General features: G+C 63.5%; 20 protein-coding genes. 12 read left to right on the top strand and 8 right to left on the bottom strand.

Translation table 11 applies throughout. The annotated features are described in order from the left end of the window. Positions 1 to 47 precede the first annotated feature (47 nt). Together L5014_RS26110 and L5014_RS26115 are read right to left on the bottom strand one after the other, a co-directional pair. Positions 48 to 875 carry a transporter substrate-binding domain-containing protein gene (locus L5014_RS26110; protein ID WP_238466691.1) on the bottom strand — a complete coding sequence of 276 codons (828 nt, stop codon included), beginning with the start codon at positions 873 to 875 and terminating at the stop codon, positions 48 to 50. Positions 876 to 1138: 263 nt separating this feature from the next. Further along, the gene (locus L5014_RS26115) at positions 1139 to 2089 is read right to left on the bottom strand and encodes a LysR substrate-binding domain-containing protein (protein WP_238466692.1); all 951 of its coding nucleotides are present in this window, start codon (positions 2087 to 2089) and stop codon (positions 1139 to 1141) included. 140 nt (positions 2090 to 2229) lie between these two features. Here L5014_RS26115 and L5014_RS26120 point away from each other — a divergent pair, with 140 nt between their 5' ends. The 3 genes from L5014_RS26120 (at position 2230) to L5014_RS26130 (ending at position 5531) form a co-directional block, all read left to right on the top strand. Then, positions 2230 to 3393, top strand: coding sequence for a M20 aminoacylase family protein (locus tag L5014_RS26120; RefSeq protein WP_238466693.1), 1164 nt, complete (start codon positions 2230 to 2232; stop codon positions 3391 to 3393). 72 nt (positions 3394 to 3465) lie between these two features. Next, positions 3466 to 4245: an ABC transporter substrate-binding protein gene (locus tag L5014_RS26125; protein ID WP_238466694.1), complete on the top strand. Its 780-nt coding sequence runs from the start codon at positions 3466 to 3468 to the stop codon at positions 4243 to 4245. Positions 4246 to 4367: 122 nt separating this feature from the next. Then, on the top strand, positions 4368 to 5531 hold the full coding sequence (locus L5014_RS26130) for a porin (protein WP_420800137.1): 1164 nt from the start codon (positions 4368 to 4370) through the stop codon (positions 5529 to 5531). Positions 5532 to 5643: 112 nt separating this feature from the next. On the opposite strand, the gene L5014_RS26135 is transcribed toward L5014_RS26130, so the two are convergent. Then, positions 5644 to 6324 carry a glycine zipper 2TM domain-containing protein gene (locus tag L5014_RS26135; protein WP_238466695.1) on the bottom strand — a complete coding sequence of 227 codons (681 nt, stop codon included), beginning with the start codon at positions 6322 to 6324 and terminating at the stop codon, positions 5644 to 5646. Between the two features lie 243 nt (positions 6325 to 6567). Continuing rightward, entirely contained in the window at positions 6568 to 7542 is a 975-nt protein-coding gene (locus L5014_RS26140; protein ID WP_338019333.1) for an NHL repeat-containing protein, read from the bottom strand. Positions 7543 to 8152: 610 nt separating this feature from the next. On the opposite strand from L5014_RS26140, the gene L5014_RS26145 reads away from it, so the two are divergent. After that, entirely contained in the window at positions 8153 to 10303 is a 2151-nt protein-coding gene (locus tag L5014_RS26145) for a penicillin-binding protein 1A (RefSeq protein ID WP_238466697.1), read from the top strand. A gap of 40 nt (positions 10304 to 10343) precedes the next feature. On the opposite strand, the gene L5014_RS26150 is transcribed toward L5014_RS26145, so the two are convergent. Then, positions 10344 to 11243: a LysR substrate-binding domain-containing protein gene (locus tag L5014_RS26150; RefSeq protein ID WP_238466698.1), complete on the bottom strand. Its 900-nt coding sequence runs from the start codon at positions 11241 to 11243 to the stop codon at positions 10344 to 10346. Between the two features lie 260 nt (positions 11244 to 11503). On the opposite strand from L5014_RS26150, the gene L5014_RS26155 reads away from it, so the two are divergent. The 3 genes from L5014_RS26155 to L5014_RS26165 are packed head-to-tail and all read left to right on the top strand — an operon-like array spanning position 11504 to position 14607. Continuing rightward, entirely contained in the window at positions 11504 to 12709 is a 1206-nt protein-coding gene (locus tag L5014_RS26155; protein WP_238466699.1) for a branched-chain amino acid ABC transporter substrate-binding protein, read from the top strand. A gap of 19 nt (positions 12710 to 12728) precedes the next feature. After that, positions 12729 to 13304: an L-2-amino-thiazoline-4-carboxylic acid hydrolase gene (locus L5014_RS26160; protein ID WP_238466700.1), complete on the top strand. Its 576-nt coding sequence runs from the start codon at positions 12729 to 12731 to the stop codon at positions 13302 to 13304. Then, positions 13297 to 14607, top strand: coding sequence for a Zn-dependent hydrolase (locus tag L5014_RS26165; protein ID WP_338019332.1), 1311 nt, complete (start codon positions 13297 to 13299; stop codon positions 14605 to 14607). Before L5014_RS26160 ends, L5014_RS26165 begins: the two co-directional genes overlap by 8 nt. Positions 14608 to 14758: 151 nt before the next feature. Here the strand turns inward: L5014_RS26165 and L5014_RS26170 are convergent, their stop codons facing one another. Further along, positions 14759 to 15286, bottom strand: coding sequence for a cytochrome b (locus tag L5014_RS26170; RefSeq protein WP_238466701.1), 528 nt, complete (start codon positions 15284 to 15286; stop codon positions 14759 to 14761). A gap of 430 nt (positions 15287 to 15716) precedes the next feature. Between L5014_RS26170 and hpnI the strand changes: the two genes are divergently transcribed. Both hpnI and L5014_RS26180 read left to right on the top strand, forming a co-directional pair. Then, positions 15717 to 16877, top strand: a complete 1161-nt coding sequence (gene hpnI, locus L5014_RS26175) for a bacteriohopanetetrol glucosamine biosynthesis glycosyltransferase HpnI (RefSeq protein WP_420800141.1) — start codon at positions 15717 to 15719, stop codon at positions 16875 to 16877. A gap of 79 nt (positions 16878 to 16956) precedes the next feature. Continuing rightward, complete coding sequence (locus tag L5014_RS26180; RefSeq protein WP_238466702.1) at positions 16957 to 17949, top strand: lysylphosphatidylglycerol synthase domain-containing protein; 993 nt, start codon at positions 16957 to 16959, stop codon at positions 17947 to 17949. Positions 17950 to 17978: 29 nt separating this feature from the next. On the opposite strand, the gene L5014_RS26185 is transcribed toward L5014_RS26180, so the two are convergent. Both L5014_RS26185 and L5014_RS26190 read right to left on the bottom strand, forming a co-directional pair. Beyond that, complete coding sequence (locus L5014_RS26185) at positions 17979 to 18434, bottom strand: carboxymuconolactone decarboxylase family protein (protein ID WP_238466703.1); 456 nt, start codon at positions 18432 to 18434, stop codon at positions 17979 to 17981. A gap of 28 nt (positions 18435 to 18462) precedes the next feature. Then, the gene (locus L5014_RS26190; protein ID WP_238466704.1) at positions 18463 to 18903 is read right to left on the bottom strand and encodes a cupin domain-containing protein; all 441 of its coding nucleotides are present in this window, start codon (positions 18901 to 18903) and stop codon (positions 18463 to 18465) included. A 93-nt stretch (positions 18904 to 18996) separates the two neighbouring features. Between L5014_RS26190 and pdxR the strand changes: the two genes are divergently transcribed. The 3 genes from pdxR (at position 18997) to L5014_RS26205 (ending at position 21294) form a co-directional block, all read left to right on the top strand. Then, the gene (pdxR, locus tag L5014_RS26195; protein ID WP_238466705.1) at positions 18997 to 20403 is read left to right on the top strand and encodes a MocR-like pyridoxine biosynthesis transcription factor PdxR; all 1407 of its coding nucleotides are present in this window, start codon (positions 18997 to 18999) and stop codon (positions 20401 to 20403) included. Positions 20404 to 20511: 108 nt separating this feature from the next. Continuing rightward, positions 20512 to 20763: a hypothetical protein gene (locus L5014_RS26200; RefSeq protein ID WP_238466706.1), complete on the top strand. Its 252-nt coding sequence runs from the start codon at positions 20512 to 20514 to the stop codon at positions 20761 to 20763. A gap of 249 nt (positions 20764 to 21012) precedes the next feature. Beyond that, positions 21013 to 21294 (top strand): hypothetical protein, encoded by a 282-nt coding sequence (locus L5014_RS26205; RefSeq protein ID WP_238466707.1) that lies wholly within the window; start codon positions 21013 to 21015, stop codon positions 21292 to 21294. The last annotated feature ends 598 nt before the right edge of the window (positions 21295 to 21892 follow it).

The raw sequence follows: 21892 nt of genomic DNA on the forward strand, positions 1-21892 counted from the left end.
CGGCGTGGCCGCCGCGCACGGCGCGGCGGCATGCGAAGCGACGCGCGTCAGAAGTTCGGTGTCGGCATCGTGGTTGGCACGGTCATCGACGTGCCGAGCCATTTTTTCTGTAGCGTCGCCAGGCGGCCATCAGCCTGAATTTTCAGCAGCGCCGTGTTGAACGCGTCGAGCAGCGGCTTGCTGTCCGCATCCTTGCGCACGCAGTACGCGTAATAGACCTTCGCGCCGAACGGCGGCGTGAGCACCGCGAATGTTTCCGGACGTTGCTTTGCGACATAGGCGATGTTCGTCATCGCGTTCGCGACCGCGACGATGCGGCCGGCGGCGAGATCCGAATAGGCCTGGTTGTTGTCGACGTACTCACGGATCGTCGGCGCATGGGGCAGCGTCGCTACATAGGCTTTCAACTGGTCGAGTTGCGCGGTGCCCTTGGCCGCGCCGATTGTCTTGCCGGCGACGTCGCTGGACTGCTTGAGCGCGGTGTCGTTTGCTCGCTTGAGCAGCGCGTCGGTTGCGTCGGCCACGGGCAGCGTGTACGCATAGCGCTCCATGCGCGCTTTCGTGACGGTCAGCGGCCCGCCGACCATATCGAACTTGCCCGCTTCGAGGCCGGGAAGCACGCTTGGCCACGGCAGGTCGAGGAAGCGCACCTTCACGCCGAGTTCCTTGCCGATCTCGGCAAACAGATCCTTGTTGAAGCCGGCTTGCTGACCGTTCTCCAGAAAGTCGAACGGCGCAAACTGCATTTCGGTGCCGACGACCAGTTCGCCGGCTTTCTTGACCTTGGCGAGCTGGTCTTCCGCGAACGCGGACACGCTGACGGCGGCCAGTGTCAATGCGAGCGTAAAACGCTTCCAGCTTGCAGCGCGCTTCATGAGTTCTCCTGAGAGAGTGACCACTGTTGAAAAGAATGGCTTACGTGAATGGCGCGCTGCGAGGACGCTGCGATGAGAGGCAGTATATACCGCGATTTTTGAAGGATGCCTTGTTTTCCGGTCTCGTTAACCCGCGCTTGCGATCGTTAAATTCGCGGTATATACAACGCAACCTTTGAGAATCGGCCCAACTGGTTTCAAAATCGTCTGACGATTTAGAGACTATCATGCGCCTCACGGCGGGCTCGTTGCTGCTCTTGCGGCTAGATTAAAACGTCCACTGACTTCAATACGTTGCGCGTGTCTGGCGAGGCGGAGTGTTGTGCGTCGTGCACCGATTCGACCAGGCATTGGATGAAGCACTCCGACACAGCGCTCAACGGATGACCGCTGCGCGATATGAGACCGACTGCGGCATCTTCCAGTTGTTCGCGCACAGGCACCGCGCATAACCCTTCACGCGCGGCGCATAGCTCCGCGAGCGGCCATGGAATCACGCTCGCCATGTCGCTTTGCTGAAGCAGGGCAATTGCGATTGCAAACGAATGGGCGAGATGAATCCTGCGTGGGACGGAACAGTGGTTGCGCTCGAACATGTTTTCGGCGTGCCGACCATCGTCCGAAGGATCCAATGTCAACAACCAGTCGAGTCCGCATAGGTCCCCCAACGAACGGCAATTGGCAAGCGGATGGCCTTGCCGCACGACCACGGCGCACGACGACGAAAAAAGCGGCCGATAGTTGAACTCCACGCCCAGATCGCCGGGCATCGGTCTGCCAATAAAAAAATCGAGGCTGCCGTCGCGCAGACGAGGGTTCGCAATCTTCAACAGGCCTTCGAAAAGTTCGAGGCGAATATCCGGCATGCGCAGACTGAAACGCCGAATGGTTTCAGGCAGAAATGTCATCGCCAGCCAGGGCGTGATCGCGATAGAGAGCTTGCCGTGGGCCGCACCGCGCATCGCGTCGACAGCTTCCCGTGCGCGTGTCATCTGCCCGATCACCAGCCGCGCATGCACAAGCAGGGTTTGCCCGTATTCGGTGAGTGTCACGCCCGATGACGTGCGTGTCACGAGCGGCATCTGAACGAGTTCTTCTAGCTGCCGAAGGCTCTTCGTGATGGCGGCCGGCGAGGCATCGAGCGTGCGGGCGGCGCCGCGTATGCCTCCGGCGTCGGCAATGGCGGCGAGGGTTCTGAGTTGGTGCAGCTTCATCTCGTTACCGAATGATTTCGTATCGGACGCAGTGTTCGCCCGTGGTTGCTGCGTTCACCATTCCATGTCTCCCTGGGCATTTTCTGTCGCGATACGTTAGCACCAGATGTTCACTTTTCCAATCAGCGGAGACGAGCCAAATGACCGATTTGTCCGATATTCATGCCAGCAGTAGCGAAATGATTCAATTGCGCCAGCAGATTCACGCGCATCCTGAACTCGGCTACGAAGAGTTCATGACGAGCGATCTGGTGGCGGAGCGTCTTGCGCAGTGGGGCTATGAGGTGCATCGCGGGTTGGCGGGCACGGGTGTAGTCGGCACGCTCAAAGGCGGCACGGGTGCGCGCCGTATTGGGCTGCGCGCGGACATGGACGCATTGCCGGTGCAGGAGCAGACGGGCCTGCCATACGCGAGCCGCCATGCGGGAAAGATGCATGCCTGCGGTCACGACGGCCACACGGCCATGCTATTGGCTGCGGCCAGGCATCTCGCGCAAACGCGCAGCTTCAACGGCACGCTGAATCTGTTTTTCCAGCCGGCCGAGGAGGGCTTCGCAGGGGCGCGCCGCATGCTGGAAGACGGCGTGCTGGAACGTTTTCCCTGCGATGCCGTGTTCGCGATGCACAACATGCCAGGCCACCCGGCTGGCCAGTTCGGCTTTCGCGCCGGCGCATTCATGGCATCGGCGGACGAGGTCGCGGTGCGGGTGACAGGTCTTGGCGGACACGGTGCCATGCCGCACAAGACGGTGGACCCGGTGGTCGTGTGTGCGGCCATCGTTTTCGCATTGCAGACGATCGTGTCGCGCAATGTCGCGCCGCTCGATACGGCGGTTATCACGGTGGGCGCGATTCACGCCGGTGAGGCCTCGAACGTGATTCCCGACGAAGCGCGCATGGCGATCTCGGTGCGCGCATTGAACCCCAATGTGCGCGACGAACTCGAGCGGCGTATCAAGGAGGTCATCGCAGCCCAGGCCGCGGTCTACGGCGCGCGCGCGGAGGTGACCTATGAGGCGAGCTATCCGGTGCTCGTCAACGATGCTCGGATGACCGCCTTCGCCGAGAAAGTCGCGCGCGATTGGGTCGGCGATGCGGGGATGATTGCGGACCTCCAGCCGCTCACCGGCAGCGAAGACTTCGCGTGGTTCCTGCAACGCTGCCCGGGTTGTTATCTGATTATCGGCAACGGGGATGGCGAAGGCAGTTGCATGGTGCACAACCCCGGCTACGACTTCAACGACAACATTCTCATGACGGGTGCGAGCTACTGGACGCGCCTCGTCGAAAATTTCCTCGTCTGATCGGCTTCACATCACGCTGAGGCGGCGCGTTCTTGCTGCGTCTGTCTATCAGCCATTCACATTGGAGACTTTATGAAACGTATTGCGCTTTCGAGTTTGCTTTTGCTGAGCCTGCTGCCTTTTGGGGCGGGTGCGCAGGAATCGCAGGTCATCCGCTTCGGCGTCGACCCAAGCTATCCGCCGCTGGAATCGAAGGCGCCGGACGGCTCGCTTAAAGGCTTCGACATCGATTTGGGCAATGCGATCTGCGCGACGTTGCATCGCAAATGTGTTTGGGTCGAGCAGAGCTTCGACGGAATGATTCCCGCACTCAAGGCCCGAAAGTTCGATGCGATCCTTTCCGCGATGTACGCGACCGACGCTCGCCGCCAACAGATCGATTTCACGAACCGCATATACAACGGCCCGTCCGCGCTGGTCGCGCGTGCTGGTTCGAAGCTTCGGCCAAACGCCGAGGCCTTGAAAGGCATGCGCGTCGGTGTCGTGCAGGGCTCGACACAAGAGGCCTACGCGAGGGCGGAGTGGGCCCCGCACGGCGTGCAGGTGATGACATACCAGACCCAGGACCAGGTGTACCAGGACTTGACGGGCGGGCGGATCGACGCCGCGTTCCAGGGCGCCGTGCCGGCCGACTACGGCTTTCTCAGGACGCCGCTCGGCAAGGGCTATGCCATGGCGGGTGATATCGTGAAAGACCGGCGCATCACTGGCGATGGCGTGGCCATAGGCGTGCGCAAAGGCGACGCTGCGCTCGAGTCGAGTATCAACGGCGCGATCGGCATGATGCGCAAGAACGGTACATACCAGCAGATCGCATCGAAGTATTTCCAGTTCGATATCTACGGCGATTGAAGCATCGTTGCCCGGCGCAACGGATGCTGCAAACGGCGCTCTGGCGTTCGAGCCAGCGGCGCTGCTGCTAAAAAAACAAAATCGACAATAAAACTAGTAGGACGATAAATCAGGATATCTGAATGAAAATGACATGGCTCGGAGCGTGCATGGTGAGCACGATGGGAACATTGGCGGTGGTGCATCCGGCGGCGCATGCACAAAGCAGTGTGTCGCTGTATGGTGTCGTGGACGAGGGGCTAGACTACACGAGCAACGTACAGGGGCATTCTCAATGGAAGATGTCGAGCGGCGACGCGCAGGGCAGCCGCTGGGGAGTCAAGGGCAGCGAAGATCTTGGCGGCGGCTACAAGGCAGTCTTTCAACTTGAGAATGGCTTCGACGTGAACAACGGCCGCCTCATGCAGGGAGGCCGGATGTTTGGCCGCCAGGCGTATGTTGGCGTGTCGAACGATTCTTATGGCACGGTGAGCATGGGGCGCCAGTATGACTCGCTCGTCGAGTTTCTCGCGCCGCTTACGGCAAATGCGAACTGGGGCGGCTACCTGTTCGAGCACCCCTACGACAACGACAATACCGACAATTCGTTTCGCCTGAATAACGCGGTGCAGTATTACAGCGCGAACTTCGGCGGATTCCAGTTCGGCGCGACCTATGCATTCTCGAACACGCCCGGACAGATCTCGACGAACAATGCGCAAAGCGTGGGCGCGAGCTATACGAACGGAGGCCTCTCGCTCGCCCTCGCGTATCTGAACGTAACGAATCCTGGCGGGAATTCCGCCGGGGCTGTTGCGACGGACAACGCGGCCTTCTTCGCCGAACGGCAGCGCGTATTCGGCGCGGGCTTCAACTATGCGCTGGGCAACGCGACGGTGGGCTTCGTGTACAGCCACACGGACCTGCGTAATCCCGTTGCGTATAGCTACATCAGCGGCTCCATCGTGCCGCCGGGCCAAAGCGTGTCGTCCCTGAAATTCGACAACTTCGAAGTCTCGGGCACCTATCACGTGACGCCGGCCTTCATGCTCGGCGCCATGTATGACTTCACGCAGGCGAAGCTCGATGCCTCGGGCGGTTCGTCGAAGCCGAAATGGCATACCGTGGGGCTGATGGCGGACTACAACCTCTCGAAACGCACGGACGTCTACGTGATGGCGAGCGTGCAGAAGGCCGAGAGCGCACACACAGGCACGGCGTTCGACTTCGCGTATGGCGGCGCCGACGACTCGTCGTCGAGCGACAGGCAGACCGTGGCGCGTATCGGCTTGCGTCACAAGTTCTGAGTGCACAGGTGGCGCGTATGTGCGACGCGCTTGAGCCGATGTGAGCCGGCTTGAGCCGACTTGAACCGACCGCGCGCAGGACGCGGTCGGCGGCCCGGCCCGACAACAATCCTTACGACGCGTTCAACGTCTCGCCGTCCACGTGAACGCGCTCGCCAATGGTCAACTGAGGCTGCGTCGGATAGGTGAAGTTCCGGTAGCTGCCGTCCGCCATGCGCACCTGGACCTGGTACGTCGTGGACTTGCGCACCTCATGCTCGATACCGTTGCCCGCGAAGCCGCCGCCAATCGCGCCCGCGATGGTGGCGAGCGTGCGGCCACGCCCCTGACCGATCTGATTGCCAAGCAAGCCGCCCGCGACTGCGCCGCCCACGGCGCCGATTCCGGTCGTGGGCTCGGGTGCCTGGACCGCATTGATGGCGACGACCGAGCCCGCATTCGGATCCACGGCCACCTGTCGCGGTGCCGGGGGTTCGGCCGCGCCTCGCCAGGCGCTGGCATTTTCATGGCGGGGCGCAGCCTGGGCGGCGTGATAGTGATGGACGGGCTCGTGTCGCACCGGCTCTTGCACGCTTGCCGGCTGATGGGCAACCGGCTGCACGCCGCCGGATGTCGCCATCGCGGGGGCAGCCTGCGCCGTGATGGCCGGCGTGCTCGCGTGCGTCGTGGGCAGCCACCCCGTCATGGCGGCGATGCCGGTCGCGCTCGCGAGAATCACGGCGACGGCCGCCCCCGCGACGAGAGGATGAATGCGGGTGCGCGGCGACATCTCGGGACCGGGGTTCGTGTTCATTGTGCAAGCTCCGTTGAGCATTGAGATCGATGTAGCGGCACGCATGTGTGCCGCCTGCATCCTCAACGGCGCAGTGCACGGCGCGGATTACGCACGATGTGTGAGTTGTGCAAGCAAATGTTGCTGCCGTCGGCGCTGCTCCGCGCACGTTGCGCCGCGCGGAGCAGGCAATGACGACCAGGCGGGATAGCCGGGATGCCCCGCGGCCGCTTATCGGTCGCTTACCGGTCGCTTACCGGTCGCTTACCGGTCGCTCGCTGGCAATGTCCAGACGGTCGCCGTATTCGTGTCGTCGTCCACGGCGGCGAACTGCAAGTGCCGATTGCCATTGGAGCCCGATGAGTAACCGAATGCGATGCCAAATGCGGACCCCTGCACGGGGTCGACGGACAGTTGCCCGACGAATTGCCCGTTCACGGTGAACTCGACAATTTCGCTGGGTTGCTTCGGATCGGGATTGATTGCGTCGCCGTTCGTGGTAACCAGGTTCCCGTTGGGGGCGAGCGCAAGCGCGAGCGGGCCGTGGAGGTGAACGTTGTCCTGATAGATCATTCTGCCCACGCCGCCGTCATGATTCGCCGTGGCCGCGCCGTAGATGGCGAACACGGCATTGTCGCCCGTCGAGGCGACGTAAAGCACGTCGTGCAGCGGGTCGTAGGCAAGCCCGGTCGGCCCGATCACCAGCGCAGCTGGATCGGTGCGATGCAGGTAGCCCGATGCGACGATGGTCGAGCTTGGCAGCATGGTCGCGCCGTTCGGGCCAATCGTGAGATCGATCCGCGCGACCTTGCCGCTGAGCACATCGGAAACGAAGACTTTGACGGATTGCCCCGCGTCGATCACGGTGAGATCCCACGGGCCATCCAGCAGCAGTTTATCTTTCAGTTCCATGACTAGCTGGCCCTGCGGATTGATGATGAGCAGCGAGCCAGGCCCCACCACGTTCTTGCCATTCGTGGTCGGCACATTGCCCACCAGCACGAAGCCGCTGTTGAGCACGGCAAGCGCGGTGGTGAGGCCAAGATGGCTTCCCTGGAAGAACGTGAGCGGTGTGCCGCCAGATACGAGCTTGACGATCGTCGTGCCGGTGCCCTGCAAATTCGACTTGGCGTTGAAATTCGATACCACGATATCGCCGGGCTTGAGCGTGCTCCAGGTGGGCACACCTGCCGGCACGAACGCAATGCCATACGGATTGAGATCGCCATTGGCCGGCACGGTCGACGAAGTCGTGGACTGCGGCGGCAGAATCGACTGCGCATTGGCCAAACCCGTTCCCAACGATAAAGCGAGAAGACCGCCTCCACACACCGCGCGACGCACGAAGCGGGATGCGCGTGCCACTTGCGTCATCCCATCGAACCTGATGCATGAATCGAATGCAGACAACGAACGCGAGGCTTCCATTTGACACCTCCTTATTGCAAGGATGGCCTGAGCCGCTGGGGCGAATCGCGCCGTTAAGAGTCTGCATTGCTTCGCGCGACTCGCGTGCTGCGTAAACGAAGATGGGACTCGAATATTCCGTGCGCGCAGGCGAATGCGCGTGGCAATGGGGAATTCGCGGTGCGTTTTGAAAGGCAATCGAAAACGAACTCGAAAGATTTCGTTGCGCGCACCGGAAACTACACCGGAAACCGCACCGGAAACAAATGTAATCGTCTGTTAGCGGTCGGCATAATGTGCCGTTTTAGCGTCAGAGCCCCGTTTTTGCTTTGGTACGATCCGGCCTTTCGTTTATCGCACAATCACTGTGAAGCCTCCGTCCGGATCGTTTTTTCGTGACTTTTGCGCACGGTGGTTCAAGCGGGGCCGGTCGTTTGCCGCCTTGGCCGGCGCAAAAGCCCGAAGTATTCCCGCCGCCGTGTGGCACGGCGTTCGTCATCCGACACGCCGCGGCATCGCCCTGTTGTTCGCGGCCTTGCCTGTGCTGCTGCTGGTATACGTGCTCGCGCTCATTCCGCTCACGCCCCGTATCGGCGATATTCGCAAGGCCCGCATCGACCGTCCCGCGCTGGTCCTCTCCGCCGACGGCTATCGCCTCGCGGAATTCAAGGAGGTCAATCGCGAATGGGTGCCGCTCGCACAAATTTCGCCATATGTGGTGCAGGCGCTGGTCGCGACCGAAGACCGCCGCTTCTATCAGCATCACGGCATCGACTTTCAGCGCCTGGCGTCGGCGGCACTGCACACGTTTTCGGGCACGCGCCAGGGCGGCTCGACCATCACGCAACAACTCGCACGCAATCTGTATCCCGATGAAGTCGGCCGCGCGCCCACTTTGACGCGCAAGCTCAAGGAAGCGATCACCGCGCTGAAAATCGAATTCGTTTATAGCAAGGGCCAGATTCTCGAGACGTATCTGAACACCGTGCCCTTTCTGTACAACGCCTACGGCGTGGAGATGGCCGCCCGCACGTATTTCGGCAAGCCTGCCGCGCAGCTCAATATTCTCGAAAGCGCGACGCTGGTTGGCATGCTGAAGGCCAATAGCGCCTACAACCCGGTGCTCAATCCCGAGCGCGCGCTGGAGCGCCGCAACACGGTGCTCGAGCAGATGGTCAAGTTCGGCAAGCTCAAGCCGGCCGATTGCGCATGGCTGAAGCGTCAGCCGCTTGGCGTCGATTTCGAGGTTCAGACCGAAGCGCCGGGCTCCGCGCCGCATTTCGCGGCGCAATTGCGCAGGTGGCTGATCGGCTGGGCCGATCGCAATGGCTACGATATTTACGCCGACGGTTTGGTTGTGCGAACAACCATTGATTCACGGCTTCAGGACATGGCCATGCGGGCGCTGGCCTGGCAGACCGGCCAGTTGCAAGAGGTCGCCAACGCAGCGTGGAATACCCGCACGGGATGCTGGCCGGGCAACAGCCTGTTCCAGTCGTTCATCAGGCAGAGCCCCGAATATCGCAACGCGCGCGGCGCGGGGCTGTCCGATCAGGCCGCGCTCAGGCAACTCGCGACGGACGGCCAGTTCGTCGACGCGCTCTGTCACAGCAAGACGCAGATTCAGGCCGGGTTCGTCGCCATCGATCCGCGCAACGGCGATATCAAGGCGTGGGTCGGGAGCCGCGACTTCCACGACGAGCCGTTCGATCACGTGCAGCAGGCCCGGCGTCAGCCTGGCTCGACCTTCAAGCCATTTGTCTATGGCGCTGCGTTTGCCGATGGCGCGCAACCGAGCGATACCTTCGTCGATCGCAACGTTGCCATTGCGCTGAAGGGCAATGCGGTCTGGCGGCCGACCGACGCCGAGCCGCCCACCGGCCGGCCGATGTCGCTGCGCGATGCGCTGGCGTTTTCGCGCAACCGCGTGACGGCTCAGCTCATGCAGCGCGAGAGCCCCGCAAGGGTCGCGGCGCTCGCGCGCGCGATGGGCGTGCGCGAAAGTCCGCTCGATACGGTGCCGTCGCTCGCGCTTGGCACGAGCCCGGTCACGCTCAAGGAGATGGTTTCGGCGTATTGCACGATCGAAAACCGTGGCGCGTATATCGAGCCGCGCATGGTGACGCGCATCGAGGACCGCGAAGGCCACGTGCTTGCCGATTTCCCGGCGGCGCGACCGGAGCAGGCGTTGCCGTCCGCGGCGGCGCTGAAGCTCGTCGACGTGATGCGCGATGTCGTGGACCGGGGCACCGGCACCGATATCCGCACTCGCTTCGGGATTCGCGCCGACGTGGCAGGCAAGACCGGCACCACGCAGGGTAATACGGATAGCTGGTTCATCCTGATCCACCCGGAATTGGTCGCGGGCGCATGGGTGGGATTCGACGATGCGCGCGTGACGCTGCGTAGCGACTACTGGGGCGCAGGGGCGCATGCCGCGTTGCCGATGGTCGGCGCGTTCTACGACATGGCGATGCGCTCAAAGGTCGTCGATGCGCGCGCTCAACTTGAGCCCCCGCGCGAGCCGGTGCGCCGCACGGTGCGCGCAAGCCGTCCGCGAGCGCGTCACCATTTCCTTTTCTGGAGCTTCTGAGGCGGCTTTCGCGGTGCCGGCACACGCAAGCGCGCCATCATCAACGTGTCTTCGTCGATTCCAGCAGCCATTGCGCGAGCCGCTGCGCGCCATCCGGCATTTCGGCGTCGGCGCGCCAGCAGAGGTAGTAGTGCCGCCCGTCGTCCAACTCGTGATCGAAGAGCTTGCGCAAGCTGCCCGACGCCAGTTCGCGCGAGACGAGCGGCGCGCGCATCAGCGCCGCGCCGAGATCGGCGAGCGTGGCGCTCAAGGCAAGCTGGCCGTCTTCGAAGAGCGGTCCCTCGGTGCGTGGCAGGTGGCGCACGCCCACGCTCTGCAGCCAGTTCGCCCACGTGCTGCGGTCCTCGTCGTGAACGAGCGGCACGCCCGCGAGATCCGCGGGCTTGCGCAGCGGCCCGTAGCGCTGCAAAAAGCGCGGCGTGCAAACCGGCACCACCGCGCCCGACATGAGCGGCGTGCTCGTATAGCCAATCCAGTCGCCGGTGCCGAAGCGGATCGAGAGATCGGCGGCGTCGCTGCGGTAATTGCGGTGGTTCGCGTAGAGCACCGTCACGTCCACGTCCTCGTTGGCCGCGAGAAAGTCGTGCAGCCGGGGAATGAACCAGCCCATGCCAAAGAGCGGAATCAGACTGATCGTGATCTGGCGTCGCGACGAACGCTCGCGCACGAAACCCGTGGCGCTGCGCAGCACCGAAAACGCCGCGCTGATCGAACGATAGTAGTCGCGGCCTTCGTCGGTGAGCACGAGCGCGCGGCCACGGCGCACCGTCAACGGCGTCTGCACGAACGATTCGAGCAATTGCAGTTGATGGCTCACGGCCGAGGCCGTGATCTCCAGTTCGCGCGCGGCGGCCGCGACCGAGCCATGACGCGCGAACGCCTCGAACGCGCGCACCGCCCGCAAGGGCGGATCGTCGGCCGTGAGCTGAAATTTATTCATGTGTCGAATTATATCGAAACGTGCATGGCGTCGTGGCTGGAGAAATTGCGCATATAAAACAGCATATTAGACGCGATTTTGGCGTTTTGGCATATCGATCGAACCAAACGTAATTTAGGCCGCTGGACACCAAAAGCTAATCTTTTTCATTATTCGAGGGCACGCGCCGCAGTGCCCCGCGTTGTCCCGCATTGTCCCGCGTTGTCCAAAAACGGGGCGTGCATCCCTCTCTCCACACTGGCTCATCGGGATCGATCGACATGAAAAAGAAAGCTCTACTGTTGCCGGCCGCCACGCTTGCCGCGTCGCTCGCCGTGTCGTTTTTCGCGGGCGTCGCGCACGCTCAGGACGAACAGGTCGTGCTGATCGGGCTCGCCGCGCCGTTGACCGGCGCCTCGGCGCGCATCGGCAAGGATCTGGAGAACGGCGCGCAGCTCGCCATCGACGACGCCAATGCGAAGCATCCGGGCATCGCGGGCAAGCCCGTCGTCTACAAGCTCGTGAGCGTCGACGACCAGTCGGACCCGCGCACGGCTGTCACCGTCGCGCAGCAGCTCGTCGATCGCCACGTGGTTGGCGTGGTCGGCCACTGGAACACCGGTTGCAGCGTGCCGGCCGCGCGCGTCTATCACGACGCGGGCATCGCGCAGATCGCACCGGCATCGACGGGCCATCAATACACGAAGCAGGGCTTCGACACGGCGTTTCGCATCATGGGCCACGACGACGATGGCGGCGCTTATACCGGCGCCTACGCCGTGAAAACGCTCAAGGCGCAGCGCATTGCCGTGATCGACGATCAGACCGCGTTCGGCTCGGGGCTCGCGAACCAGTTCATCAAGGGCGTGCAGGCCAATGGCGGCAACGTGATCGATCACCAGTACGTGACCGACAAGACGCTCGATTTCAGCGGCGTGCTCACGGCCATCAAGGCCAAGCGTCCCGACCTGATCTTCTTCGGCGGCCTCGACGCGCAGGCCGCACCGCTCGTGCGCCGCATGCGCCAGTTGCACATCCAGGCGCCGCTGCTAGGCGCGGGTGGTTTCGTGAGCCAGACCTTCCTCAAGCTTTCCGGGCCCGCAGGCGACGGCGTGACGGCGCTGGAGCCGGGCCGGCCGCTCGATCGCATGCCGGGCGGCCCCGCCTTCGACGCGCAATACCGCGCGCGCTGGCACGCGCCGATCGAATTGCACGCACCGTTCGCCTACGACGCGGCCGCGACGCTGATCGCCGCCACGCAGCAGGCCAATTCGGTTGCGCCGAAGAAGATCGTCGCGACGCTGCACACGATTCGTCGCGAAGGCGTGACCGGCACGATCGCGTTCGATGCGCAAGGCAATCTCGTGGATCCCGCTTACACGATTTATCAGGTGAAGGACGACAAGTGGGCCGTGGTGGATGTGGTCGGCGGCGCTGCGCCTGCAAAGACGCTCGCGAAAACGCTCGCAAAGACCGCGGCCCGTTGAACGTTTGGAGGAGACGAAGATGACACAGGAACATCGCGATAGCGTCGCGGACCAAGGTGGCGTGAGCGGAGTGAGCGGAGAAACGCTCGGCATTCTCGCGCGCCGGCGCATCGAAGCGGAAATCATCAAGCCGATCTACGAGATCCTCAAGCGCGACTTTGGCGCCGAACGCGCCCAGGCCGTGATCGCCGAAGCCGTGCGCGGCGCGGCCGTCGATGCGGGCCGCCAGTTCGCGGCGCGCGAGCCGAACGGCACGAGCATCGCGTCGTTCGTCGCGCTCCAGGTGCTCTGGGAAAAGGACGATGCGCTCGACGTGCAAACGCTGCGCGCCGACGACGAAGCCTACGATTACGACGTGAAGCGCTGCGCCTACGCGGAGATGTATCACGCGATGGGCCTCGGCGAAATTGGCCATCTGCTGAGCTGCGCGCGCGACAGCGAATTCATCTCGGGCTACGACCCGCGCGTCGAGCTCACGCGCACGAGCACCATCATGCAAGGCGGCAAGCGCTGCGATTTCCGCTACCGCATGCGCGATGCGAAGCCGGTCGATGCGAAGCCAGTCGAACCCGCAGCGGAGAACAGCGATGAATGAGCGCTCGCAACACACGTTATCAAGTGCCGCTATCGAAGCTCGTGCCGCGAGCTTTTCCGCGCTGCGCGTGAACGGCGCGCGGCTGTGGGACTCGCTCGAACGCATGGCGCGGATCGGCGCGACGGAGCAAGGCGGCGTCTGCCGTCTCGCGCTCACCGAGCTCGACCGCGAAGGGCGCGACCTGTTCGTGCAATGGGCGCGCGAGGCGGGCTGCACGATTCGCGTCGACACAATGGGCAACGTCTTCGCGCGCCGCGCGGGACGCAACCCCGACGCCGCTCCCGTGCTGACCGGCTCGCACGCCGACACGCAACCGACCGGTGGCCGTTACGACGGCATTTACGGCGTGCTGGGCGGGCTCGAAGTCATTCGGACACTTAACGATGCCGGCGTGCAGACCGAGCATCCTGTGGAGGCGGTGATCTGGACCAACGAGGAAGGCTCGCGCTTCGCGCCGGCGATGATCGCCTCGGGCGTCTATGCGGGCGTGTATCCGCTCGAATACGGGCTTTCGCGCACCGATGCGTCGGGCACGACGATAGGCGAAGCGCTCGCGCAGATCGGCTATGCGGGCGACGAGCCGGTGGGCGGCACGCCGGTGCACGCCGCGTATGAACTGCATATCGAGCAGGGCGCGATTCTCGAGCGCAGCGGCAAGACCATCGGCGTCGTCACCGCAGGGCAGGGGCAGCGCTGGTACGAGATCGAGCTCGTTGGCGTGGACGCGCACGCGGGCACCACGCCGATGGACCTGCGCCGCGATGCGCTGGCCGGTGCGGCGCGCATGATCACATTCGTCGAGGCGCTGGGACGCAAGTACGCGCCGCATGGGCGCGCCACGGTCGGCATGATCGAGGCGAAGCCCAACTCGCGCAACACCGTGCCGGGGCGCTGCTTTTTCACGGTGGAGTTTCGTCATCCGGACTCGGGCGTGCTGGCCGAACTGGATGCGCAGTTGCGCGCCGAGTTGGCGTGCGTGGCGCAGGAAGCGCAGCTTGGGCACACGATCCGGCAGATCTTCGACTACGCGCCGGTGCCGTTCGCGGCGGCGTGCATCGACGCCGTGCGCCGCGCCGCTGTCGCGCTGGATTTGCCGCATGACGATATCGTCTCGGGCGCGGGACACGACGCCTGCTATCTCGCGCGCGTCGCACCCACGGGCATGATTTTCGTGCCGTGCGTCGATGGTCTCAGCCATAACGAGGCTGAGGCGATCACGCCTGAGTGGGCCGAAGCGGGTGCTAATGTGCTGCTGCAGGTGATGGTGGAGAGCGCGGTGGGACGGGCGACCGATGCTTCTTGAGCGGGCCGCCCGATACCGTTGAGTTGGGGGGGGGTGGCCATGCGAACCATTCATTTTTCCGCATAGCCAAAAAACTCGAAATCATTCTCAGCAGTTGACGCAGTAATGGGTGAGCGCGGCATGAAACTTGCGCATGCCGCTCACCGCACCCTCACCACAGCGCCATACGTTGCACCACGCGATCGCGAAACACGAAGCGATGCAGCAGGGCCGCCGCGACATGCAGGCAGATGAGCGCGAACAAGGCCCATGCCAGCACGCTATGAATATCGCCCATGGCATGCCCGAAAGTCGATCCGGCGGGCGAGAGCGCGGGAAGCGGAAACGCGCCGAATAGCGTCAGCGGCCAGGCGCGCGACGAGGCATTGATCCAGCCGAGCACCGGCACGGCAACCAGCAGAGCATAAAGCGCGACGTGGGTGAGCGTGGAGACAGCATGCAACGGCCGCGAGAGTTCGCTGGCGGGCGGGCGATGCGTGGCGCGCCAAAGAATGCGCAATGCCATGGCGGCGAGCAGCGAGGTGCCGACGATCAGGTGCGCGGCAATCAGGCCGACCGGCTGTGTATCGCGGTGGACGTCGGGCATCGTCCAGCCCAGCACGAACTGTGCGCCGACGAGGGCCACGACGAGCCAGTGAAGAAGACGTGCGAGCGCATCGTATCGTAACGGGGTATGCATGGTGACCTCGACGCAAGGGAGCTGATTCGAGCCCGGATTGTAGGCATGGACGGTTAACTCAGGCTTAAGAGGAGGCACGTTTAAGGGGGACGCAACCCCGGCTTTGATGCGATTAATCTTTTCGTCAGAAAATATTGCTACGCTCGCGTGGCACGGCTTTGTACGGCCCTAGCGTATTCGTATTCGGAGCGGCAAGGGCAGGACGAAAGCAGATGGAAAGCAGGCGAAACACGATTGGCATTCGAAGGGGGCGCGTAATGTATTTGCAGCGGTTATTGCAGCGGTTATTGCAACGGTTTTTGCAACAGTTTTTGCAGCCTTGGCTTTTGCAGCGCTGCCTCCCGCCAGGCGCATGGACGGCGTCATGGTAGCGGCCGCGGCACCTGTCGATATTGCGTCGGTGGCGATTGCATCGGGCCATGTGGAACTGCTGACCATCGCTCATGTATTCGCGCAATGCGTGGCGGCGCTTTGCGGCTTTTGCGCGATCCTCGGCATTGTCTATACCGTGGTGGCATGCCGGTTGATCGGCCGCTTCTTCGCGCGCGGCGTGGCCGCGCCGCAGCGCTTTCCCGCCGTCACGATCGTCAAGCCGCTGCACGGCGACGAATGGCGGCTCGAAGCGCATCTCGCCAGTTTCTTCGAGCAGGATTATCCGGGGCCGGTGCAATATCTTTTTGGCGTTCACGATTCGCAAGACGCGGCGCTTGCTGCCGTCGACAAGCTGCGTGCGCGCTATCCCGGCGCGCATATCACGGTGGTGGCCGATGCGCGTCTGTACGGGCCCAACCGGAAGATTGCGAATCTCGTGAACATGCTCGAAAAGGCCGAGCATGAGGTGCTGTGTTTCGCCGATAGCGATGTCTGCGTCGAGCGGAATTATCTGCGCCAGGTGGTCGGGACTTTGCAGCAGCCGGGCGTGGGCCTCGTGACGACCGTCTATCGCGGCCTCTGTGCGCCCGGCTTCTGGCCGCAGCTCGCCGCGGCGCTGACCAACTATCACTTTCTGCCTGGCGTGGTCACGGGGCTCGCGCTCGGGCGCGCACGACCGTGCTTCGGCCAGTCCATCGCCATGACGCGGGACATGCTCGCGCGCATCGGCGGCCTCGCCCAGTTCGCGCATCACCTCGCCGAGGATCACGCGGTGGGCGAGGCCGTGCGGCGCGCGGGCGCGACCGTCGCGATTCCGCCCATTGTGGTGCAGCACGCTTGCGTGGAAAATACGTTCTCCAAGCTCTTCGCGCACGAGTTGCGCTGGAGCCGCACCATACGCGCGGCGGACCGTTCGGGGCATCTGGGCGCGGTGCTCATGCATCCGTTGCCGCTCGCGCTGCTGGCGGTGGCGGCGTCGGGCGGCGCGCCGGCTGCGTGGGCGCTGGCGGGCGTCGCACTGTGCGCCCGCGCGCTGCTGGTCTGGAGGACCGATCGCGCCACCGGGCAAAAGTGCAGGGGGCTGCTGTGCCTGCCGCTTTGGGATGCGGTCCAGTTCGCGATCTATGTCGCGAGCTTTTGCTCGTCGGGCGTGGTGTGGCGCGGGACGCGCTTTCGCGTCGACGCGAACGGGATGCTGTCGCCCGTTCACGAAAAGTGAGCGCGAAACAAACAGACTTCGCGGCAGATGGACCGCAACGTAGAAACTTGAAGACGCATTGGAAAAAGAGCACTCGCGGATGAAACACCTGGGACGTATCGCTGCGTTGTGCGGTCTTGCGGTTGCCGTGTGGCTTGTATGGCGCGACCACCCCGCAGCCGTGCTGCAACTGCTGCGAGGCGCGGGCATGGGTCTCGTGCTGGCCGCCTTGCTGCATATCCTGCCGATGTGCGCGAACGCCTGGGACTGGCGCACCTTGATCCGCCCCACGCAGCGCCCGTCGTTCGCGGCCATGCTCCGGCTCGTGTGGATTCGCGAGTCCATCAACGGCCTCTTGCCTGTTGCGCGTATCGGCGGGGAAATCGTTTCGTTCCGTTTGCTCGGGCGCGCCGGCTTGCGTCCGGCGACGGCGGCGGCGAGCCTCGTCACCGACATGCAGCTCACGCTGATCAGCCAGCTCGTTTTTGGATTGGTGGCCGCGGGCTATCTGCTCGAGCATTCGAGCTCCGATGCCGCGCGCGTGGCGGGCCGGCTCGCCTGGGGCATTGCCGGCATCGCGCCGGTGCTGGTGCTGTTCGCACTCGTTCAGCACGCACGGCCGTTCGAGCGCGCGGCCCATGCCATCAACCGGATCACGAGCGGCAAGGTGGTCGATCTGGTGGGCAAGTCCGCGCGCGTCGATCAATCGGTCAAGCTGATCTGGCGGCAGACGGGCGTGGTCGTGCGCTATCTGCTCATCTGGCAGACGCTGCAATGCGTGGGCTACGCGCTGGAGATCTGGTGCGCGCTGCACGTGCTCGGCGCGCAGCCGACCTTCGCACAGGCGTTCGTGATCGAAGCGCTGATTCAGCTCGTCAGCAGCGCCGCATTCCTGATCCCGGGCGGCCTGGGCGTGCAGGAGGGCGGCTTCGTGCTGATAGGCGGCTTGCTCGGTTTCGACGCGCCAACCTGCCTTGCGCTCGCAGGCGCGCGGCGCGTGCGCGATTTGCTGTTCTACGTGCCGGGCTTGTTCGCCTGGCAGGCGGCGGAGTATGTGCTGCCGTCACCGCGCCAGGCAGAGGGCGTGCAATAGTCCTCCGCCGTGGCGTGACCCGCGTGCGCTCACTGCTCCAGCACGGCCTGAGGCGTATTGCGAAAGCTGATGGCCATGCGGTTGTACGTATTCATCAGGCCGATGGCGATCGTGAGATCCACGAGTTCGCGCTCTTCGAATGCGGCGCGTGCTTCTTCATAGGCCGTATCGGGAACGCCGGTCTGCGCGACGAGCGTGACCGATTCGGCCCACGCAAGCGCGGCGCGCTCGCGTGCATCGAACAGATTCCCCGCCTCGCGCCACGCCTGCACCAGCGCCAGCTTTTCCACTTTCACGCCTTTTTTCAGCAGGTCGCGCGTGTGCATGTCGAGGCAATAGGCGCAGTTATTGATCTGCGAGACGCGCAGATACACCAGATCGACGAGCACGGGCGCAAGCCCGCTTTGCATGACGTAGCCGTAGACACCGCCAAGGGCCTTGGCGCCCGCGGGGGCGATCTGGTTGTAGTCGAGACGCTTGCTCATGAGTTTTCTCCTGTTTTGCTGGACGGGTTTATTTGACCGGCGTGGTCAGAACTTTGTCGTCGGTATCGACGACGAATACCGCAAGCAGCCTGGCCGGCTGGGTCTTGCTCGCGTTGCGGCTCACGCGATGAACGGAACCCGGCTCTTCGAAGAAGCTTTCGCCGGCGTGATAGACGCGCTTCGGGCCGTCGTTGACCTGCGATTCGATGGCGCCGGACACGACATACGCATAAATGAATGCTGACTTCGCATGCTCGTGCGCCGGCGAGGCGCCGCCGGGCGCATAGTCGACCACCACGGCCGTCAACGACTTGCCGGGTATGTTGGGGATGGCGTGCGTGAAGTTGGGCGTGACGGTCGCGCCGTCGCGGGTGTCGTGCGCCATGGCCGGCGTAACTGTGGTGAGGGTGGTGAGGGTGGTAAGGGCGATGGCCGCACAAGCGGCGCCAAGGGCGGATCGAATGTTCATGTGAGGGTTTCTCCTTGCGACCGAGGTATTGTGGTCCGGCGCTGGGCCATAAGAAAGCACCAGAAATGAACATTCTTTATGTACCATGAGCGCATGTCCCAGCCGCTGAAAATCGAACTCGACCGATCCGCGAAAACGCCTTTGGCCGAGCAGATCCGCACGGCCATCAGCGCTGCAATCGAGGGCGGGGTGCTGGCGCCGGGTGCCCGTCTGCCGTCGTGGCTCGACCTCGCCGCGCAACTGGGCGTGGCGCGCGGCACGGTGCGCCTCGCCTACGACCGGCTCTCCGACGCGCAATTGATCGTCGCGTCGCGGGCAGCCGGAACGCGCGTGGCGGACCGGCCGACGGCCAAGCCCGAAGGGGAAGAGCACAGCGACCCGGGCTCGTTCATGGAGATGTATCGGGAGCTGACCTCCGGTCCGGCCATCTTCCAGATGGGCGTGCCGGCCCAGGAAACGCTGCCTGCCAGGCTGTTCAACCATGTGCGTTCGTTCGCGCTGCGCGCGGAGTCGAGCGCTTCGGTCGGCTATCCGGACCCGCGCGGCGAACTGGAGCTGCGCCGGGAAATTGCGGCGTATCTGGCGATTGCGCGCGGCATGGTCTGCTCGCCCGCGCAGATCATCGTCACGAGCGGGTTCAGTGGCGGCCTCGGGCTCGCGCTGCGCGTGCTGGGTCTCGACGGCCAGAAGGCCTGGTTCGAGGATCCCGGCTTTCCGTTCACGCGGCACGGGCTGGAGCTTGCGCGGCTGGCGCTCGTGCCGGTGCCGGTGGATGCAGATGGCATCGACGTCGATTACGCGCTGCGGCATGCGCCGGATGCGGCGCTGGCGGTCGTGACGCCCGGTCAGCAGGCGCCGCTCGGCTCCACGCTTGCGCTGGCGAGGCGCTTGCAACTGCTCGACTGGGCGGCCAGGCAGGGCGCCTGGATCATTGAGGATGACTACTTAAGCGAGCTGCAACTGGGCGCGCGCGCCGCGCCTGCGCTCGCGTCGCTCGATCGCGGCCAGCGCGTCGTGCATATCGGCTCGTTCAGCAAGACGATCAGCCCGGCGTTGCGTCTGGGGTTCGTTGTTGCGCCGCTGCCGCTGGTGTCCCGCTTCGCGGAGGTGGCGGCCTGTCTCGCGCCGGCGCCGTGGCCATCGGTGCAGCTTGCCACGGCGCAGTTCATGCGCGAGGGGCACTATATGCGCCATCTGCGCCGCCTGAAGCGTCTCTACTGCGCACAGCGCGACGCCTTGCTCGAATGCCTCGGCGAGCTTGGCTTCGAAACGAAGACCGCCGGTCTGGGCGTGCTCGTGCGCCTGCCCGATGGCGCGCCGGATATCGTTGTGTTCAGGGAATTGCTGGCGTTCGGCCTGGGCCCAGCGCCGTTGTCGCCGTGGTACATGTCGCCGGATGGTGCGCGCTCAGGGCTGTTGCTGGGCATTGCGACATCGCCGGAGAAACACCTCGCCCGAAGCTGCGAACGGCTGCGGGAAGTGATACATCGCCACGCTTGAGCGGCATCCGTGGGGGCTTTGGCCCACGTGCCGTGCTACTCTGCGCGGAGGTTTCGCAAGCCTGCCCGCTGCGCATGGCGATACTCATTCAAAGGAGTTCATGGAGCCATGTCGATGAAATCCTTCCTCAACGATTCGGTGACGCTTGGCGTGGGCGCCGGTGCGTATCACGCGATCAACGAGAATGAGAACGGCGCTTCGCCGGGGCCGGGCGCCGGTAAATTCGCGGGGCTTGTCACGATTGCCGGCTCGTATCGCTTCAGCCCGAACTGGGATGCGCGGCTCGAATGGAATCGCGTGGTGACGAGCTATAACCGCGATACCGACGTCATTCTGGCCGGTATTGGCTACAGGTGGTAACCCTTTGTTTTCATATGCGGCCATGCCTTCCCCGCCAGAGGGCTTGCTGCATGCGGGTTGGATAATGGCCCTAAATTCCACTGCCATTTCCTGCCTGTTTATCGGCAAGGAATTTGAGTCGTTTATACAACACGTTCGTTAGTGCACGTACGGTTTTCGTTCCACTCTGATAGCCTTTTTCCAGTGACAGTTCGGGCTGGTCAGCGCCCTGACGTATGCGAGTCGAATCGAAGACAGGAGGGCTCACCCATGTTGCGCTGGCTTTCAAACGTAATTGCCCATCATGCGGCAACCCCGGAAAAGCAGGCTGAACGCGCGCTAGGCGAATTGCGCATGGCGTTGTTTCAAGCCGAGCAGAGGGTTCTGGACGCGCAATTGCAGGCCGAATATTATCGTGTGCGCATTGCATTCTGCGAAGAAGTCTTGAAGACGGGGATCGAGCAGGTCTCGGATCATCGCAAGGTGCAGCATGAAGCCCCTACGCACGAATTACGGCCGAATTTAAAGCTGACAACGGCGCAGCAGGCCTGACCGAACGCTGTTGCGCAATCGAGGGGCCACCGTCGCGGTCGGGCGGTGCGGGCTTCGCTGCGTTCATGCGCGCGCGGCGTTCGTTCGTCGCGACGGCTTTCCTTATCTGCGCCCCATGCGCGGCTTGACTATGTTTGACCATCCTCCTGAAGCGGCCTTGATACGATCTCGAATTGACGAGGTTCGTTAGCCAAGAGTTCGATTCGAAGGGGATGGAACGATGAAGCGGTTCGCGATAACAATCCTGCTAATGATTGCGGTCATATTGCTTGTGACGCTTATGGTCGTGCTCAAGACTGCCCCGCCACGCACCGTTCAAACCGTTGGCAGCGCGGCCGCGCCGAATGGCGGCCACGCCGTGGAATTCACGCGGTATATGCTAGTCGCGTAGTGCTTGATTATTTGGCATGCTTATTATTGATGCTGGAGAAAAGCTGCTGCTGAACGCACCAGCGTTCAGCAGCAGCGCAGAAGCCCCGATCAATTGAGCTGATACGAGAACGTGGCATTCACACGTGGGCTGCGCGACGCGCTTTCGATGGGCGCATCGGCCAGCGCCTTGGCCACGGAGAGATCGAGGCTGTAGTGCTTGCCGTCC

Origin of the sequence: Paraburkholderia tagetis, from assembly GCF_022213065.1 — a bacterium.
Taxonomy (GTDB): Bacteria; Pseudomonadota; Gammaproteobacteria; order Burkholderiales; family Burkholderiaceae; genus Paraburkholderia; species Paraburkholderia tagetis.